We start from the raw sequence: 19,476 nt of genomic DNA, 5'->3' as shown, positions 1-19,476 counted from the left end.
TTGCGGATATATCTAAAAGGATACTGATAGTGGGATTCATCACCTTGCAACCGGCGTGCGTGGTATTGCGCAAGCATTTCCTGATCATCCGGATGAACAAAGGCCCCAATGGCATTAGAGGCTAAGGCCTCTGCCCTTGAATGTCCGGTAATTTCAGCAGCCTTTTCATTTACAAACTTGATCAATCCGTCTTGAATTACAAAAATCCCCTCATTTGTTTTATCAATTATATCAAGATATTGTGATTCCTTTTTATTCAGGGACTTTTGAACAGCCTCTAATTCAGCTACTTTCCCGCGCATCTCATTCAATTCATCAATAAGCTGTCCCCTGGTTTTGTTTTGGTTATGCATGGAGATTTCTCCTATCAATTTTTGTCCAGGATCTCTCGAATCGTAGTTAAGAGTTGTCTCATGTTGTACGGTTTATGAACGAATCCCTTTGCTCCGCCTGTCATGGCACCACTACCCGGTCCACTCTCAGAATAACCGCTGGCCAGAACCACCCTGGCCTTTGGATTGACCCGAAGGACCTCCTCCAGGCACTTCCTGCCATCCATCTCAGGCATGATGAGATCGAGAATGATCAATGATATGCCGGCGTCTTCTCTTTGGTATAGCTCCAAGGCCTCTTTTCCATTAGAGGCTGTCATCACACGATAACCATATTCGCTAAGAATCCTGGAGCCCAATTCCCTGAGAGATTCTTCATCATCCACCAGAAGAATGGTTTCGGTCCCCCCTGGAATGATTATTTCTTGTGTTTGTGTCTCTGATTTCCTGTCAGTCTGAATCGCCGGGAGATATATCTTGAATGTGGTCCCGAGACCAGGCTCGCTATAAATAGTTATGTGACCGCCATGCTGCTTGACGATGCCATACACCGTGGCGAGTCCTAGGCCGGTGCCTTTGCCGACTTCCTTGGTGGTGAAGAACGGCTCAAAGATGTGTGTCAGTGTTTGCTTGTCCATTCCATGACCCGAGTCCGACACGGTAAGCAAGACATAGGGACCTGGCTTTACCTCGAGATGGACGGCGCAATAATCCTTGTCCAGTTCCACGTTCGCCGTTTCAATGGTTAACGTCCCCCCATCAGGCATGGAGTCCCTGGCGTTCACCCCAAGGTTCATGATGACCTGCCCCACCTGGGACGGATCTGCCAGGACAGTTTCCAGAGCGCCGCTGAGACGCAAATCAATCTTGATAGTCTTGGGAATGGAGTGAGACAGGAGTTTTTGCACCTGAACTATTTCATTGTTCAAATCAACAGGACGAAACGCCGGTTGAACCTTTCTGCTAAACATCAGGAGGCTATTGACTAGATCTGCCCCACGCTTGCCCGAGTCATATATCCTTTGGAGATCATCAAGTTCAGGGTCGCCCTGTTTCTTCCCCGCCAAAAGAAGCTCCGAATATCCCATTACCGCTTGCAGCAGGTTATTGAAATCGTGCGCTATGCCGCCTGCAAGATTTCCTATAGCCTCCATCTTTTGGGCCTGTAGTAACTGCGCTTCCAGGGTCTTCCGACTGGTAATGTCCCTGTTGCTACTCCTTCTGCCTAATGGTTGTCCATCCTGATCATAAACCGGCTGGCAGACATGACCAATCCATCGTATTTCGCCATCTCTACGGACAATGCGGAAGTCCTCCGCATCCACTGCGTCAGGGGTTACTTTTCTCACATTATGGTAATGGTCCAACATTTCCGGTCGATCATCCGGATGGATAATTCGATTCATTAAATCCGGGTCGGCAATAAACTCTTCCGCCGAATATCCCGTTATGCGTTCGCAAGAAGGCGCCACGTACAAGAAATTTCCTTCGCTATCCACCCAATACTCCCAGTCATACGTGAACTGCGCCACAATTCTATACCGCTCCTCGCTTTCACGTAAGGCCTCTTCTACCTTCTTTCGGTCGGTTATATCCTGGAAGGCGCCGGTGACCCTTAACGCTATTCCATCTGCGCCCCTTTCCATAACCTTTCCCATGGCTAAAACCCATCTGTATTCTCCTGACTTGGTCTTAACCCGATACTCCGATTCGTAAGAATCCGTATGACCGGCCAGGTGATCCCCAAAAGCTTTTAGGGCTCTAGCTTCATCGTCGGGGTGGAGTATACTTTGCCAAAAGTCAAGTGTGGGCGTGATCTCATCCAATTGGTAGCCGGCGATGTTTGCCGCCCTTTCGTTTATAACCGCCTGACCTTTGGGCATATCTATGTCCCAGAGGCCCAGGTTCGCCCCCTTCAACACAAGTTCCAGTCTTTCTTGACTGAGTGTTGCTGTCTCTTCAGCTCTAATTCGTCTGGTTTCATCACTGTAAACCGTCACGATTTCTCCTGAAGACAGCTTATACACGTAATTGTCTCTCCATCCCTGTGTCCTGTCATCTTTGTACAAGGTGACAGGATGTCGCTCGGGCTCCCCTGTACGCCAAACTCTCTGGAATACCTCAAACAAGCCGAATTCTTTGATTCCCGGAAATACTTTGAGGACGCTATGACCAATGACATCGCTCCTGTCTATCCTGTCGATCTTTTCGGCAGCCGCATTGAAATCCACAAGGATGAAATCCGCGCCATCTTGCTCCGCTTTGTACACGGCCACAGCGCTGCCTATATTCTCGAATAAACTCCTGTACCTTGCTTCACTCTGCTTGAGAAGCTCCTCCGCGACTTTCTCCTCAGTCTGGTCCCGGAAAACAAGCACTACTCCCAAAATAGAGCCGTCCTCGCTTCGGATTGGAGCCCCGCTGTCCGCTATGGGCCACTCCGAGCCATCCCTGGATATGAGTACGGTATGGTTCGCCAGCCCTACAACCACTCCCTCGGAGAGAACCCGCCGCACAGGGTTCTGTACAGGTTTACGAGACTCCTCTTCTACGATGTGAAACACCTCATCCAGCGATTTTCCTGCGGCTTCAGCCTCCTGCCATCCCGTGAGCCGTTCAGCCACTGGATTCATCCGTTGCGCCAAGCCTCTGGTGTCCGTGGTTATCACCGCGTCACCAATACTGTACAGAGTAGTCCGAAACAGCTCCTCAGCCTCCCGTAGCTCACGCTCCGACTTGTAAAGGTCTTGATATAGTCTTGCCTGGCGATGTCTGTACCCATAGGCGGCAAAGCCCGCGGTCAGAAGGATGAAGAGTCCGGAAAAGATTATAACTACGGCCCCTCTGTAACGAGCTTCAGCGAGGATTTCACTGGTATCCACCTTGGCCACCATGAACCAGGGCGAATCCGGAATTGGGCGCAGGTCCGCCAGGACTTCCACACCACGGTAGTCCTTCCCCTGGAATAGTCCCTTTTTCCCGGATACGGCCCGGCCGGCGGGAAGGTCATGGCTTTTAAGAGGTTCACGGAGGGAAAGAGCTGTGTTTTGACGATGACGCAGGTCGTTGAGAAACAGAACATCGTCTCCATCTTTTCGGACCAAAAGTGTTTCTGCGGTCTGACTGGGAGTTGGCCAGGTTTGGATCAAGGGGAAAAGGACAGACTCCGAATTGGTCCTATACATTCCTAAGGCTATTGGTCGTCCCTTGGGGTCTAGAATTGGCGCAACCGCATCTATTGATATCGTGCCTTGCGGAGTGCGGTACATGTCACTCAACACGGGAGAACCGGATGCGATTGATTCCCCAATAGCCTTCTTTTCAATGGCGTTCACGGACTCAGGGTTGCCACTGACGGACACAATTACATTTCCGTCGAGATCGAGAAGAAGACCGTCGACATACCCCCCTTGTCGCTTGCCAACTATTAAACGGTCCCTCAAATCTTTTTGGAGCGTATCATTTCCAGGCTCCCGTAACCACTCGTTTACAGCCCTATTCCACAAAGGGCCAAACGATAAGGCCCGAACATCATCTAGCAGTCCTTTTCGCCACTCCTGGATCGACCCTACTTTCAGCTTGGCGATGGCCGCTATGTCTTCATACTTTTCTTGCCTGACTCGCTCTATTTCATGAATGTAGTATGCGTAACCAAGACACAGGATGACCAGAGTAGTTACAACAAAGAGGGCCACCCAACCCCGCCGTCTTGGCCTATCGTGATGTTCTGTTTCCACGTTATGATTCTCCGATTTCCGGGTCGTTAATCAATCGAGCGCTGTCTCTTTATCTCCTTGAGCCTGTTTCTACACGCATTTCAAATCATCTGGCGCAATCGGCTTATGCAAAAGATCTTCTATTTCTCGTTCTCGTTCAAACGGCCAGAAATTTCATCAGCAATCTCTGGATACAATTTTCTCATGCAGTCAGGACAGATACTGTGGCTGAATTGGGTTTCAGAATGTTCGCTTATGTAACTTTCAATTTCGTTCCAATAACCCGTATCATCACGTATTTTCTTGCAGGAAGCGCAAATGGGTAGGAATCGACTCAGTTTCTTTACGTTGGATAGAGCTTCAGAAAGCTCTATAATGACTTGCTCCTTTTCGTCTTCCAAGCGTTTGCGCTCGGTGATGTCCATTAACGCCATATGAATCTGACAGGGCTGCTCCTCCTGTACCCCTCCTTCTCTTACCAGCGCTTCAATTCGTATGCTTTCGAGTCTAGCGTAAATTATTGAACCATCAGCACGTTTGAGGGTCAAATCGCAGGATTGTTTCTCTGCATGACCCAGCACAGTAACGATGTACTGGTACCACTGACCTTCAGACTCCGGCGATACAAAGCGTCCAAACCCCCGTTTAATTAATTTTGAACGGGGCATTCCAAGAAGCGCCGCTCCGGTTAGGTTGACCTCTGTGACAAGCCCCTTGTGTGTTAAGGTAAAGTATCCTAAAGGAGAGAAATCGTACAGGATTTGGTAATTATCCCGTGATTCTTCCAATTCGAGCTGAACTCTCCTTAGTTCCTCATTCTGCATCTCCAGCTCAATTTGGTGGACCTGGAGTTCGTGGATAATCTCTTCAGGGGTTTTCTCTTCTAGATTCTGTGTCGCATTCTGGAGCTTGCTGAGTTTCTCCTCAGCGACGCCTCTCAGGTGGCTTGTAGTAATTCGATTCTTATCAAGGTCCATTTTCTTTACCATGGATTTACTTCCTTACGGACATGGCAATCCCAATGGGATTCGTCTTCCGCTTAATCTTCCTCAATGGCTGGAAAGTAGATTCTGAATGTCGTGCCTACGGATGGTTCGCTATGACAAATAATTTTCCCTCCATGTTGTTGAACAATTCCGTATACTACTGAGAGTCCAAGTCCTGTTCCTTTTCCCGCTTCCTTGGTGGTGAAGAATGGTTCAAAAATACGACTTGCCGTCTCCTTATTCATTCCGAAGCCTGTGTCTGATACCGTAATCAGAGCGTATCTTCCGGGTTTTGTGTTAGGGACGAAGCGGCAGTATTCTTCATCCAGTACAATGTTATTTGTCTTTATGGTTACCTTCCCACCATACGGCATAGCGTCCCTTGCGTTTATTGCAAGGTTCATCAATATCTGGTCAATTTGATTCGCGACGGCATTTATCGCCCAAAGATCATCAGCCAATAAAAGATCGATTTCTATCATTTTGGGCATGGATCGGATCAGCATGGACACTGTCTGCGCAACAAGCTTGTTGAGTTCAACCGGTTGAAGTTCTGCGGGCGTTTTCCTGCTGAAAACCATCATCCCTTTAATTAGCTCAGCGCTACTCTGAACGGTTTGCTGTATTACTTCCATTTCCGATCTTGCGGACTCAGGAATGTCTTTGTTGAAAAGAATCAATTCCACATAACCAGCTATAACCTGGAGCTTGTTGTTGAAGTCATGCGCAAATCCCCCGGCGAGCGTTCCTATCGCTTCCATCTTCTGGGCCTGGAACAGTTGTTCTTGAAGAGCAAGCTGTTCTGTTACATCATGTTCTACCACTACAAAGTTCGTCAGGTTCCCAGACTTATCGTAAATCGGGGAGATAGTAGCGTCTTCATGGTATTCAGTCCCGTCTTTCTTCTTGTTGACGAACCTCCCAGACCATACTTTTCCAACCCCAATGGTGTCCCAAAGTTGTTTATAAAAATCCCCATCGTGAAAATCAATTTTGAGAACATTGGGTGTTTGTCCGACAAGTTCATCAATACTATATCCACTGAACATCTCCTGTGCCCGGTTGACGTATTGGATTGTTCCCGCGGAGTCAGTAATGATGATAGCATCCGCAGCCTGCTCAACAGCGGTGGCCAAACGGCTCTGGGCTTCCTCCGCCTTTCGTTCGGCGGTGATGTCTACAAACATGGCCCGCGTTCCGGTCACATGGCCGGAGAAATCGGTTTCGGGCATAGTGTACAAGAGTGTATGGATAAGTCTGCAGTCTCGCGTGACCAGTTGCCGTTCTCCCATGACGTATTCGCCGGCAAGAGCCCTTGCATAGTCGCCACCCTCAAGCAGCCGAGCCCGTGACTCAGGCAAATAAAAATCTGCCAGAGGTTTACCAATTACATCCTCCCGGGCAAAACCCATGGAACGGAGAAACAATTTGTTGCAGTCGCTGATGAAGGGAAAGCCCTGTTCATTCTGAGTGATCACATACATCAAGGGCGCATCCTGATACAGTTTTTGATATTTCTCTTCGTTTCGCTGCAACTGCTCCTCTGTTTTCTTGCGCTCGGTGATATCCTCTGAAATTCCCAATAGAAATTGAGCCTTCCCCTCCGAGTTCAGGATTGGTATCTTTTTTGTGTGTAATATCCGATTGCCCTTTAATCTCGTGTTTATTTCTTCTTCAGGAATTTCAACAAGCTTTCCGTTTCTCAAAACTTCCCTATCTTTTGCAATAAAGAACTCTGCTTGAGACGGAGAGAAAAAGTCGTAGTCGTTCTTGCCAAGTAAATCTTCTCGAGAATATCCCAGAAGATCTTCCCCAGCTTTGTTGAATCGCACAAATTTAAGATTCTCAGCTTCCTTGACAAAGATCATGTCTGGTATATTTTCCACGATCTGCTGAAGAAACGTCTCGTTTCGATGAACATTCTCCTCAGCGGAAATACGTGATTCCTGGTCGAGAAAAAGTAGGCAAATTAGCCATGTGGCCGCAGGAAAGATCAACAGGACCGGTATAGTCATATTTTCCAGGGTTTTGAGCATGGCCTCCCTAGGAAGCGCCAGAGTAAGCAAGAGCATCCCCACATGCACCAACAGACCAAACCCAAACAAGTAAAGGTTTCGAGTCAACCCTGGATAGAGGGGACGGAGATAATAGAAAGCCACTCCAAGCCCGGCGGATTCCAAAATTACACTTACGCCCATAATCACCCCAGGACCACCCAGCCAGAGCCGATACGCAGCGCTCATTATAGCGGCTATTCCCGCTGTTACAGGACCGCCAAACAACCCAGCGACACTGAGAACTATAGAACGCCCATCAAATATGAGCCCGGGCATAAGATTAACCGGCGTCATCATTCCTATGAGCGCAACACAGCCAAAGAGAAAACCGGAAAAGACCTGAGACGTCAGGGTGTACTTATTCCAACGACGTATTATCTGGCCGTGAATTACGACAAGGGACACCAGGAGACCTACGTTTTGAACCAGCTCCAGATAGAACATTGTCATTCTCCTTGGGCAAATATTCCTGACATGCTCCGAAACCTTTCTGAGCCACTCAATCAGTGGCCCCTAGCAATCTCTCGAGTTCTCGTTTCAGATCTTCCATGTTATAGGGCTTATGCAAAACACCGGCAGGACATTGACCCGGAAAGCTCTGCACTACCGCGTCCTCAGTGTAACCGCTGCACAGGATCACCTTGACATCCGGTTTGATCCTTATGAGTTCTCCAATAGCTTCAACCCCGTTCATTTTTGGCATTGCGAAGTCGAGTATCACCAGATCTATTTCATTTGATCGAGCCTGGAAAATCCGGGCGCCTTCCATCCATCTTGAAGCCGGAAAGGGAAAGTTCTATCGGGAACTCCTCTCCATGATTCGCTCGGAGGCCCGGCTCCAAAAAGATATTTCCCCCATGTCATTAACCAGGATGATTGAGTCAAAGACAGAATTAGTGATAGACTTAAATGTCTTTTCTCTCTCCCGAATATTCTCTCCCGCCATTTCCTCTCGGAGTTTTCCTTGATCCATCATTAGCTGCGCCTCATCGGTCTGAATCTGTAAGTGGAACAATAAGTAATTTCTCAAGTGATTCCAAATAACAATAATGGATTCCGTTTATATTTGGAAGACCGCCACAGTCTAATATTCGACTTCGTTATTGTTTTATCTTTTAATTTAGATAGGACAGGTTCGAAACTCCCGATATTTACAATGGTTTAAAAATGTATTACATTTTTAGTAATTATAGACATTTGGCCATGACTCAAGATCCACGTACACCATCTCGCCCAGGATACCCGGATTTTGTATTTGCATTTCACGATTGGAACGGAAATGGCAGGAATACCCCCACAATCCCGGTTGAGAGGAAATCATGATCGTGAAACATAATCCTTATTCGTTCCTTACTGGGGATTCGCCCTTTCTGAAAACCCAGCCCATGGAGCTGTCCAGCGGAAGGTTTGAGACTGAAGTTCTTTTCGAGTTGCATCATGAGGGAGTTATAGGACGGCCTCACGGCGGGATAGCAATGGGTTTGTGTCTCGACGCCTGGCGTAGATGCGCTGATCCTGAGTATCCGGTGGATGTCAGCTACAAATTTGGGGGCTCTGGAGTAGCCATTGGAGAAACAACCGACTTTTCAGTAGAGCATGAGTTACGAGCTAACGGCCCGGCGCTAATTGCGGAAATTGTCAAGAGAGGCGAAAAGACACCTTATCTCAAGGCTCAAATTACGCATGCCGAGGCCGACGCTAATCAGCGCCTACCGTTTATTAAACCCACCGGAGGGATGAGGAAACTCCCCTATTACAGAAACTGTTTCGTTTGTGGCCACCATCGTGAAGTAATTGGACTCAAAAGGAGATTTAGAGTCCATCCTCGTGGGGAATCGCCTCTCGTAACTACCACTTGGGGGGCCGTGGACAATGATCTGGACCGAGCCAAGCAGTTCAAAATTGCGAACGATGAACTGCATCCTGCGGTCCTCATATCCATATTTGATGAAAACTCCGGCTGGGCGGGGTTCTTGGCCACAAAGGGAGTGGGATTTACAGTGAGGATGAATGTGCGGTTAACTCGGCCTGTAAGCGCCACGGAACCGCTCCTGTTCATGAGTCGGCCTGCCGGTACAAGGGGAAATCCTAGGAAACCCAGGTTTTATATGGCTGAAGGCACAATTGTATCAATGGCCGACCCGGGCAGCCCTGAACCGGTAGCTTGGGGATGGGGTGAATGGCTGATTCTTGAGGAGTTGACCGAGCAAATCAAGAAAAATCTGCTTCCTGCAAATGATTGGGAGTGGATCTTTTTGGACAACATCTGATTCTACAGCCAATTGATAAGCATCGTCCTCGTAATACGCTGACCCAGTCTTGAATGCAGTATCGGCTGCGTCCATTTTGGAGTCTTGCCGGCAGGCGAAAAAGTGTGCCAGCGGTAATCCCATTACCATTAGGCCCAAAACCTTCATTTTGTGTAACCTCTTATACCATTTCGCCTTTTAAATCTTAACTCTCAGATATTCCAAGTTGGTCATTGAGCGAAATCTTTGTGGACATTTGATCTTTTTTGATCTTAAACTCAAATAGAAGCAAAAAATCCTTTCCCGAGAACCCGTCAAACGGTTCTGTGTCGAGAAAGGTTTCTATTAACATTATCCAACACTGTATCGAATGGGGAATTGAAGCCTGTGATGGGGCGGGAAACCGAACTGAAGGGACTATCCGGCGCTACGGCAAAGATGACCAAATCCCAGAAGACTGCAACAGACGGGTCGATATTGGCTGAAATTGAGCGGCTGAAATTGCGATTGCAAGAGGCCGAAGATGTTTTGGACTCCATTCGGCGCGGTGAAGTAGACGCTCTTGTTGTCTCGGGACCTGATGGCGATCAGGTATATACCCTCAATGGAGCTGATACAGCCTATCGCATCCTTTTTGAAACAATGAACGAAGGAGCCGCTATCTTAGGCGCCGACGGCACGGTCTTCTTTTGCAATAAGAGATTGTCATCCATGCTTAATAGCCCAATGGAAACTATCATTGGTCAGTCTATACTTCGTTTCGTCACCGCTGCGGATGCGCCATCATTTGAAGCCTTGCTGAATCTGGGGCTGAAAACACCTCAGCAAATCGAATTTAGGTTGAAATGTCACGATGGGAATATCGTTCCTTTTTATATTTCTACCAGCCCATTTTCAATTGAAGACTCCTCGAAAATTTGTATGATTGTGACCGACATCAGGGAACGCAAAAAAGCCGAAGCTAACCAGCGTGAAATCGAGCAGCGCTTCAGGGCTATCTTTGAAGGAGCCCAGGACTTCATTTTCATGAAGGATCTCGCTCTAAGATACACGCATGTCAATCCCGCTACGACAAAACTTTGGGGTGTCTCAGAGTCCGATATGTTGGGAAAAACCACTGAGGACTTCCTTTCAAAGAAAGAGGCCAAAACTATTAGGGAACTTGACACTCGTGCTTTAAGCGGAGAAACGGTGGAAGACTTAGTCACTAGAAAAATAAGGGGCGCCCAAATGACTTTCCACGAAGTCAGAACACCCCTGTCTAGCGGCTCAGGAGAGATCACAGGGGTTTGTGTAATATGTCGGGATGTGACAGACTTTCATAAGAGAGAGGATACGCTAAAGCTTGAGCCACAGGAATATCGTTCAGAGGCTATGAGGTCCGTTCTTAAACAGGCGGCGTTGGTAGCGTCCGGGAGAAATGGGATTCTGCTTTTGGGTGAGAGTGGCGCAGGTAAAGATTACCTCGCCAAATACATTCATGAGCGATCTGATCATTCTTCAGGACCGTATTTCTCCATAAATTGCGCATCTATTCCATCCGAACTTGCGGAATCCGAACTTTTTGGTTATGAAGCAGGGGCGTTTACCGGGGCCAATCGGCGAAAACGGGGCCTATTGGAACTGGCTGAGGGCGGAACTCTCCTGCTAAACGAAATAGGAGAGCTTTCTCCTACCCTACAAGCAAAATTTCTCACCTTTCTTGATACCAGGACTTTTACCAGGGTTGGCGGAGAACAAGAAATCAGGGTCAACGCCCGCATTCTTGCGGCCACAAATAGAGACCTCCAAAATGAGATATCGTCTGGCCGTTTTCGCGCTGATCTCTATTACCGCTTAAATGTGGTCTCAATAAGAGTTCCACCTCTCAGGGAACGAACCGAAGATCTGCCGATCCTGGTAACGCAGTTGCTGTCAACGCTGGCCAATGAACTGCAGATCAGTTCTGCGCCGGAATTGTCAGCCAAGGACATGGCCAGGCTTTACAATTATCACTGGCCCGGTAACATCCGAGAACTTAGAAACGTTCTGGAACGCGCGACAATCCTCTCAGGCGGAGGAACCATAAAGGTGGATATTGCAGGATCTGGGTTCTGTGACGCTGTTTCATCACAGTCTAGGGTCACAAATAGCGCCGACACTTCCACATTAGCTGATTCGATGCGGAATCTGAGTCGAGCGATGATAGAGGAAGCCCTAACGCGATCAAATGGTAAAAAGGAATTGGCCGCGTCCTATTTAGGGGTTTCCCGATTTACGTTGAGGCGAAGGTTAAAAAAGCTCGGAATTGATAAGCGTAATTAACTCAGCGCAATTAATATACGATGGTTTGTCGACAAATTTGTAGGACTCCTCATCCAACCATCCTTCAATCCATCACTCAATGCGGATTTTACCTCGTTCAGAAGTTCAGAATTCGAATTTGGTCCACTTTTGTGGGAGGCTCTATAGTATTTATTTTCTCCAGGTTTTTTGGCCACGGATATTACTTGCGATTCTTTTTGATTGTTCTTCATGAAAGTGCTACTAATTGCTATCATCTGAATTAATAGTAGCTTATGCCCACATGATTGACGCAACAATCCGCTGCAGGACGAGGCTCCAATAGTCAAAGAATGAGCCTCTCATACCTGTAGGCGTTGCTATTTCTCGCACTGTTCAAAAGGCTTTTGTCCGTTTTTACGCATTGCTGAATCACGCCTCGGCGCTGAACCTGAAGGTGGAGGAGACAGGCGCTATAATCTCAGATAAGCAACCAGTTAACGCTCATGCATAAAATTGGTCATTCAAGAACAGGAGGACTGGATCTGATGACGATGCTGACGAAATGTCCGACAGGGATTGAGGGATTCGATGAGATCACCGGTGGGGGGTTGCCTCAGGGGCGTCCTACACTGGTTTGCGGTTCCGCCGGATGCGGAAAAACACTATTAGGCGTGGAGTTTCTTGTCCGTGGGGCATTGGAGTATGACGAACCTGGGGTTCTTATGGCTTTTGAGGAAACTGAAGAGGATCTAAAAAAGAACTTCATTTCCATGGGATTCGATCTGCAAGGGTTGATAGATAGAAAAAAGCTCTTGATTGACCATGTGAGGATAGACAGAAGCGAGATTGAAGAAACGGGTGAATATGACCTGGAGGGGCTGTTCATCCGTCTGGCGTCTGCAGTTGACCAAATAGGAGCGAAACGGGTGGTTCTGGATACCATTGAAGCGCTCTTTTCCGGGTTTTCCCATGAGGGTATCCTCCGTTCTGAGCTACGTCGGCTGTTCATGTGGCTCAAAAACAAAGGACTTACTGCAATAGTCACCTCCGAGCGGGGCAAGGATACGATTAGCAAACATGGCTTAGAGGAATATGTAGCTGACTGCGTAATTCTGATGGACCATCGTGTCATGGGCCAGGTTTCCACAAGACGATTGAGAATAGTCAAGTACCGCGGCTCAATGCATGGGGCTGATGAATACCCGTTCTTGATTTCCAAAGGTGGAATATGGCTGGTCCCAATAACATCTTCGGCTCTGAACCATGTGGTTTCCGAAGAGAGAATCTCGACTGGAATCGGCGCATTGAACACTATGCTGGAGGGAAAGGGATATTATCGAGGTAGCTCGATACTGGTTTCAGGAACCGCAGGCACTGGGAAAACCAGCATTGCGTCTCATTTTGCCGATTCGGTGTGCAGTGGCGGTGAACGAACCCTGTTTGTGGCTTTTGAGGAATCACCCATGCAGATCGTTAGAAATATGAAGTCAATAGGCATCAACCTGGATCAGTGGTTAGAAAATGATCTTCTAAAGTTCCATGCGATTCGCCCTTCCCAGTATGGGCTCGAATCGCACCTGTCGACAATTCACCAGACAATCGATGAATTTAAACCAGCGGCCGTGGTGATAGATCCAATCTCAAGTTTTCTCCCGGGGGGAAGCAATTTTGAAATAAAGGAGATGCTGTTGCGGCTGGTAGATTTTCTAAAGAGTAATGGGATCACCTCACTCTTTACTGATCTAATACGTGGCGGAATAGTCCTGGAAAAGACCGATGTCGGGATGTCGTCCCTTATGGATACATGGCTCTTGCTTAGGTCTCTGGAATGCAGCGGTGAGCGTAACCGGTCGTTTTATATAGCCAAGTCCAGAGGGATGGATCATTCGCACCAAATCCGGGAGTTTCTCTTGACAGATAAAGGGGTTGAGCTGATTGATGTATACGTTGGGTCGGGCGAAGTCCTGACCGGTTCAGCACGATTCGCAAGAGAAGCTCAGGACAAGGCAGAGGCGCTGGCCCGGATACAGGAGATAGATCGGAAAAAGATTGAACTGGAGCAAAAGCGACATTTATTGAGCGCCAGAATCGCGGCCTTGCAAACCGAATTTGAAGCGGAAGAAAGAGATGTTACGAGACTCATCGATGAGTCTCTCTCTCGCGAAGACCTTTTGGGGCAAGTTCGTGAGGACATGGCACGGATTCGCCGGGCAGACTAAGTGATTTCCTGACTGTGTCCCAAAGGGCGAAGACCAAAGGAGACCATCAATGGATACACAGCTAAATGATGACTGCGAGGATGAAGTCGAAGAGGGTGCCTGGAATCTGCGTTTGTACGTGGCGGGACAGACCAATAAATCTATCACAGCCTTTGATAACCTGAAAAAAATATGTGAAGAATACCTTCCAGGGAAATACCATATAGAGGTAATCGATCTACTGGAGCAACCCCAACTAGCCCGCGGAGATCAAATCCTCGCTCTTCCAACCCTGGTAAGAAAACTCCCTGTTCCCATTAGAAAGATTATAGGTGATCTATCCAACACTGAGCGTGTTCTGGTTGGGTTGGACTTACGTCCAGCCCGGTAAAGAATCTAGGAGTCCCAGTGATGAGTCAAGAGAAAGAGATTAATGCGGCGGATAGGATGGAAGAGGCATCGTTGAGATCTGCAAAGGACAACTATGTATTACGATTATACGTAAGTGGTCAAACCACCAGATCGGTCCGTGCCATCGAAAACCTGAAACAATTATGTGAGGAGTATCTCAAGGGCCGTTGCGAAATTGAGATCATAGACGTATATCAGCAACCGGAGCGTCTTAAAAATGACGAAATTATCGGTGTGCCCACACTAATAAAGGAACTGCCTCTTCCAGTGCGAAAGGTTATTGGAGACCTTTCCGACACGGAACGGGTCCTGGTTGGACTGGCTTTGAAAGCGAGTAAATAAGAATGGTGTACGCCAATGACGGGCGAGGAACACGAAATGCCTGAGGATGGCGCCGGCGAACTTCAGGAGCTTCGAGCCCGCCTGAAAGAAGCCGAAGATACTTTGGACGCAATCCGAAGTGGGGCCATAGACGCCCTGGTCTTACCTGGTCCTGATGGGCCCAAAATTTTTACTCTTTCGGGAGCTGACGCTGTCTATCGGATTTTTTTTCAGGAAATGGCTGAAGGCGCCCTTACACTCAATGCTCAGGGAACAATTCTGTTTTGCAACCAAAGCCTTTCCGAGATGCTGGGGGAGCCTATTGAAAAGATTCTAGGGGCTTCATTGCAACGCTTTATCGTTTCTGAAGATATTGCGTCGTTTGAAACCGCACTGGAAAAAGCCTTAAAGGACGAAACCAGAGCGGAGATTACCTTACATACGAAACTCACTAAGGTCATTTGGTTGAGTATTGTCGCTTTTGGCCCTCTATCCTCATCTGTTGTAATGTCGGCTTTTGTCGTGGTTACCGACATCACGGAGCGCAAACGCATGGAGATGGAACATGAGCTTCTCCAGACTCAGAAACTCGAGAGTCTCCGAGTCATGGCCGGGGGCGTAGCCCACGATTTTAACAACCAGTTAGCGGTAATATTAGGAAACCTGGAACTGGCTCTTGATGATCTGCCCCATAATTCCGAGGCCAAAGCAAGCATAATCAACGCCATTCGGGCGTCTGAACGTTCAGCGGAACTCTCCAGACAGATGCAGATATACACGGGCAGCGCCTTTTATTTACCAGTGGACCTGGATCTCAACGAGTTGTTGAACAAGAACCGTGACCTGTTGAAATTGTGTGTTTCCATGCATGTCAGTCTAACGTTTCAAGTCCGTGGAGCGCTTCCTCACATCAAAGGGGATGTGGATCAAATAAATCGCCTGTTTATGAACATCCTGATCAACGCCTCTGAGGCGATTGGAGATAATCACGGAGAAGTTCAACTTTCTACAGGAGTCGTGGATTGCGATGAGATGTATCTCAGGTATAGCCGCCTTGAAACAAGGCCTGAACCAGGCCGTTTCGTCTTTCTGGAGATTACGGATTCAGGTTGTGGCATGACTCCTGAGACAGTGAGCAAACTTTTTGATCCCTTCTTCACAACAAAGTTTACCGGTCGTGGACTTGGCATGTCCGAGGCGCTGGGAATAGTAAAGAGTCATGGTGGAGCGCTGTTTGTGGTCAGTCAGATGAGGAAGGGAACTACGATACGGGTCCTGCTTCCTGTGTCGGAAAAGGCTCAGGCGCCATCCGTTAAGGTCATTGAAGAGGGTGAGATAAAGGTTCCGGCGCCGGTACCGGTTAATCGACGAAAAACCATTCTCATAGTCGAGGATGAACCTGGGGTCAGACTACTTGCTATTAGGCGTCTGGACGTATTGGGCTACGATACGATGGTCGCGGGAGACGGAGAGGAATGTGTCCAGGTTTTCCTAGAACGTCATAATGACATAGATTTGGTGATGCTCGACTTTGCAATGCCCAAAATGAATGGGATTGAAGCTTTCGGGGAGCTAATAAAGATCGAACCGGATGTCAAGGTCATACTTGCCAGTGGGTACACTGAGGATGATGTACTGCAGAGGTTTCCTGGGAAACGGCCGGCCGGTGTCTTGCACAAACCCTATAAAATGGAAAGCCTGAAGGGCGAGTTGGAGCGCTTGCTGGGGGGCGATAGTTGAGAGAAATCCGGAAGTGAAACAAACGCATGCCTCAAGAATCTTAGTCGTGGGTGACCAAATCCATGCGCTCCAAGGCGCATCAAGAATCATAGCCGGGGCCACGGATCTCCAAAAAGCAAGAGTCCTGGTTCGGTAAAGTCTTCGATTTTTGATTGAGTCCGGGGCGGTCTGGTTCGTACAGGTTTCACCTGAAAGCTAGGCCGCCCTTTTCAGGAAACAAGGGGAAACGTTGTGCAATAGCAACCTCTAGGGAAGAGGTAGGCACATAACTTTTGTGTATTATAGGACCATGTCCTACTAAAAATAACAGTTCTTTTTTCTTAAGAAAGGTAACCTGATTTAGCGAACATCACACTATCTACTGACTAGACTTGGGGGCGCTTTTTGTCTTTCCGGTCTCTTTGGACGTTTTAGGACATTCTTTTTCTTTCGCTTTTTGAGCTTCTTCTTTGGTCTTGAATGGACCGGCTATTGTGGTAGGTGTTTTTTCTTTGGCTTTAATCACCTTGCATACACCTTTTTTGTCTTTGACTACGACATAACTGTCACCCGCGGCAAAGGCGACTACAGTTGTCAGGACAAAAATGATGGCGATGAACAAACCTACTAAACGTCTTGCCTTCATGGTTCCCTCCAGGAAAATAGATTCTGTAAATCCTAATATTGTCCGGTTTACTAAGAAGCAATATTACCAGTCTGTTTCTTCACACATTGCCAGAGAAAAGCCGCTTGTTTCTAACCATTTCCAGAAATACTTAGCTGTCTAAAATCTGAGAATCAAAAATGGCGCTTTCTGACTACATTTTTCATGTTTGTGACCAAGTTTAATATATAATTCTTTTTTCTCAATAAATTTCACGTAGCAAACACCTAAAACAAGGCTTAGAAAAAACATGGTTAAGCCCGTGGTAATAGAACCTAGAATAGTTCCTACTCCAAAACAATAAATTATAGCTCCAAGTAACAACGGGTTCCTGCATTTAAAATAGGAACCCTCGAGTGTTAATTTTTCAGAAGACGCGACAGGATCTAGGTTACGTCGCCCTGTTTGAGCCTGTGACACTACAGTCCAAATTACTGTGAAAGACCCTAAAACAAGGCTAGCAAGACCAAGCATCATGTGTAAAACTCTGAAGCGATAGGTCAATAGGTATTCTTCAATTCCACAACTGGCTAACAATAACACAAGAGGAACTAAAACCAGAAAAAGGGCCATTCCAAATAGCATGGTGACTAATCTATACAATATAGACCATGGCTTACTTGCAATGCCCACGATTTCTCCCACAAATTTCTCATAGGCCACTGTTTCTAAACCTCATTAACCTGACTTTACTTGGCGCGTCTAGGGTAATCGCCCACAAAGTGTATTGAGTTATGCTAGCTGGAACCAGAAGCGGGCAGTTCATCAATTGATGTTTCAAACATTTCCAACGATTACAACGTTGGTTCGTGGCTATTCGTGATAGGGCAACAGTAATTTCTATTACCAGAATGTCGTTCTAAAGTTTCCAAGACCAAGTCTTTCAACTTGCGAAAGCATACTCGCTTCTTCATCAATATGCCTAGCTGAGCTGTTATGAGTTCTGGCAATGTCAAGAAAATTTCTTAGAAGTATGCCCCCATCGGGCCTAGAATTCATAAAATATTCCGTATGAGCCTGAACGCCGTAGGCGGGCCTGTCAGGGTGTCGAATAATTTGATATGGACATAGTTCGTTCTGGCCCAGGGCAATAAAACCTTTGGGTAGTCTCTTAACTTCGTCATAGTGGCTTTCCACAAGATTCAGGGATTTGTCCATGCCTGAAAAAAGTGGATCTTTATGAAGAACATTGATGTCGCGTCGCCCTTTTTCGGTGGGATTGTGTCCGTATGGAAAGCAGTCATCTTCTCCGCCCCGTATCGGCCCTACCTTTCCACCAAAGGCCAGAGCCAAAGCCTGGTGACCTCCACAAATCCCTATTACAGGAATACGCATGTCTTCGATAATGACGGGCAAGGCCTTAAAGAAATTGGCGAGATCCTCCCCGTTTTTCCCTTTATACCTGCACCAGGGTATACCATTCGGGCTCAAGACAAGAAACGCTGGACGCAATTTTTTCATGTTCTCAATAGTAATGTCCGAGTATGGCAACACTATTCCAGAGCCTTCAGCGCCAAGCCGCTTCATGGTTTCCTGAACTTTGACCGCCTGCCTCGAGGTCCTACCTGTAAACAGGTTGACCACGATCCACAATGAAGTCGCATCGCCATTCGCCGAATTCTGGGTTGTTTGAGCAATAGACGCAGCCTCTATTATGTCGGATCGACAGGTGGAATAATCAAACGCGAAAATCAAATTCAGCCCAATTAATAATAGGATGAGCGCTTTTTTCATGAAAACGTTTTCTCACTCTCTGATAAAAAACTATAACAACGGGCTCTGATAAGTAGCGTCCTAGTTCGTCTATACAATGCCCTAAATTTAATTACGTAACTCAACCCTCTAATATACGCATAAAAGGTCCCGCTGAGTCCTATTTTTCGTAAAAGACGAAGTAATCTTTAGTGTATCCCCGATCATATCGTTTCAATGTGTAATCACGTTGGTTTGGAGAGAGTTTGTCTCGTTTTACAACGTTATCGTTTTCATCCCGGAAATAAAAATTGCATACAACGTTATCAATATTTGCGTCACCGTGAATAGCCCGTTTGCACCCTGAAAGCGCCAAGGCTCTGGCAAGGTCTTTGGTGCTTACATGATGCCCCATGACGAATACAAGGTTTCCATCATCCCGGACACCAAAGGCGGTCCGATTTGCCAGAAACCAATTTGGCCTCTCCGTCGTGCTAATACCCCCAGCATCAATCAATCGACCACCCAAACCTATTTCAGAGTCAGTAACTTTTCCTTGGTCTATCACATTCTCAACGACCTTGCCGTTTTTCAAAATGAGATGGCTTAACTGCCGAGCGTCTTTAACGGTTGATGATGGAATGTCTTTACTCCATTCAAGCACATCAACTGAGTCATCCTGATAGACAACCAGAGTAGCCATCCCTGGAACCATAGGATAGACAACCTTACCTCTGACGTAATCGTTCAGCCGGAGCCCCCTGTATGGGGTTAGATTTCGGTGAACTGGAACTTTTAACGTTTTTCTAATCGCGCGATATCACGTCTATTTTTAATACCCTATTGACAAAACGTTAGAAATAGGA

The 19,476-nt window shown here is 47.2% G+C and carries 16 protein-coding genes; 6 read left to right on the top strand and 10 right to left on the bottom strand.

Translation table 11 applies throughout. The features are described from left to right. From WC647_19390 to WC647_19365, 6 genes are all read right to left on the bottom strand, one after another. The coding region (locus tag WC647_19390) for a PAS domain S-box protein (GenBank protein ID MFA6224470.1) at positions 1-353 on the bottom strand (353 nt) is incomplete at its 3' end. Positions 354-367: 14 nt separating this feature from the next. Continuing rightward, on the bottom strand, positions 368-4,069 hold the full coding sequence (locus WC647_19385) for a PAS domain S-box protein (protein MFA6224469.1): 3,702 nt from the start codon (positions 4,067-4,069) through the stop codon (positions 368-370). A 119-nt stretch (positions 4,070-4,188) separates the two neighbouring features. Then, a complete protein-coding gene (locus WC647_19380; protein MFA6224468.1) occupies positions 4,189-5,037 on the bottom strand; it encodes a PAS domain-containing protein in 849 nt (282 codons plus the stop codon). A 50-nt stretch (positions 5,038-5,087) separates the two neighbouring features. After that, on the bottom strand, positions 5,088-7,535 hold the full coding sequence (locus WC647_19375) for a PAS domain S-box protein (GenBank protein ID MFA6224467.1): 2,448 nt from the start codon (positions 7,533-7,535) through the stop codon (positions 5,088-5,090). A gap of 55 nt (positions 7,536-7,590) precedes the next feature. Continuing rightward, entirely contained in the window at positions 7,591-7,860 is a 270-nt protein-coding gene (locus WC647_19370; GenBank protein ID MFA6224466.1) for a response regulator, read from the bottom strand. A 27-nt stretch (positions 7,861-7,887) separates the two neighbouring features. Then, positions 7,888-8,067, bottom strand: a complete 180-nt coding sequence (locus WC647_19365) for a hypothetical protein (GenBank protein MFA6224465.1) — start codon at positions 8,065-8,067, stop codon at positions 7,888-7,890. A gap of 343 nt (positions 8,068-8,410) precedes the next feature. On the opposite strand from WC647_19365, the gene WC647_19360 reads away from it, so the two are divergent. The 6 genes from WC647_19360 to WC647_19335 all read left to right on the top strand — a co-directional run bounded on the left by WC647_19360 (position 8,411) and on the right by WC647_19335 (position 16,275). Further along, positions 8,411-9,361, top strand: a complete 951-nt coding sequence (locus WC647_19360; GenBank protein MFA6224464.1) for a hypothetical protein — start codon at positions 8,411-8,413, stop codon at positions 9,359-9,361. A gap of 369 nt (positions 9,362-9,730) precedes the next feature. Beyond that, positions 9,731-11,644, top strand: coding sequence for a sigma 54-interacting transcriptional regulator (locus WC647_19355; GenBank protein MFA6224463.1), 1,914 nt, complete (start codon positions 9,731-9,733; stop codon positions 11,642-11,644). 506 nt (positions 11,645-12,150) lie between these two features. Then, complete coding sequence (gene kaiC, locus WC647_19350; GenBank protein MFA6224462.1) at positions 12,151-13,824, top strand: circadian clock protein KaiC; 1,674 nt, start codon at positions 12,151-12,153, stop codon at positions 13,822-13,824. Positions 13,825-13,873: 49 nt separating this feature from the next. Continuing rightward, a complete protein-coding gene (locus tag WC647_19345; GenBank protein MFA6224461.1) occupies positions 13,874-14,194 on the top strand; it encodes a circadian clock KaiB family protein in 321 nt (106 codons plus the stop codon). 20 nt (positions 14,195-14,214) lie between these two features. Further along, positions 14,215-14,556, top strand: coding sequence for a circadian clock KaiB family protein (locus WC647_19340; protein MFA6224460.1), 342 nt, complete (start codon positions 14,215-14,217; stop codon positions 14,554-14,556). A 15-nt stretch (positions 14,557-14,571) separates the two neighbouring features. Next, positions 14,572-16,275, top strand: a complete 1,704-nt coding sequence (locus WC647_19335) for a response regulator (GenBank protein ID MFA6224459.1) — start codon at positions 14,572-14,574, stop codon at positions 16,273-16,275. A 358-nt stretch (positions 16,276-16,633) separates the two neighbouring features. On the opposite strand, the gene WC647_19330 is transcribed toward WC647_19335, so the two are convergent. The 4 genes from WC647_19330 to WC647_19315 form a co-directional block, all read right to left on the bottom strand. Beyond that, positions 16,634-16,900, bottom strand: coding sequence for a hypothetical protein (locus tag WC647_19330; GenBank protein MFA6224458.1), 267 nt, complete (start codon positions 16,898-16,900; stop codon positions 16,634-16,636). A gap of 138 nt (positions 16,901-17,038) precedes the next feature. Then, the gene (locus WC647_19325) at positions 17,039-17,581 is read right to left on the bottom strand and encodes a methyltransferase (GenBank protein MFA6224457.1); all 543 of its coding nucleotides are present in this window, start codon (positions 17,579-17,581) and stop codon (positions 17,039-17,041) included. 180 nt (positions 17,582-17,761) lie between these two features. Next, positions 17,762-18,652: a gamma-glutamyl-gamma-aminobutyrate hydrolase family protein gene (locus WC647_19320; protein MFA6224456.1), complete on the bottom strand. Its 891-nt coding sequence runs from the start codon at positions 18,650-18,652 to the stop codon at positions 17,762-17,764. 139 nt (positions 18,653-18,791) lie between these two features. Beyond that, a complete protein-coding gene (locus WC647_19315) occupies positions 18,792-19,325 on the bottom strand; it encodes a phosphodiester glycosidase family protein (protein MFA6224455.1) in 534 nt (177 codons plus the stop codon). Between the last annotated feature and the right edge of the window lie 151 nt (positions 19,326-19,476).

It is taken from the genome of Desulfomonilaceae bacterium, from assembly GCA_041662605.1.
Lineage (GTDB): Bacteria > Desulfobacterota > Desulfomonilia > Desulfomonilales > Desulfomonilaceae > CAJBEZ01.
Note: the sequence above shows the minus strand (reverse complement) of the source record. Positions and strands in the feature narration are given on the sequence as shown.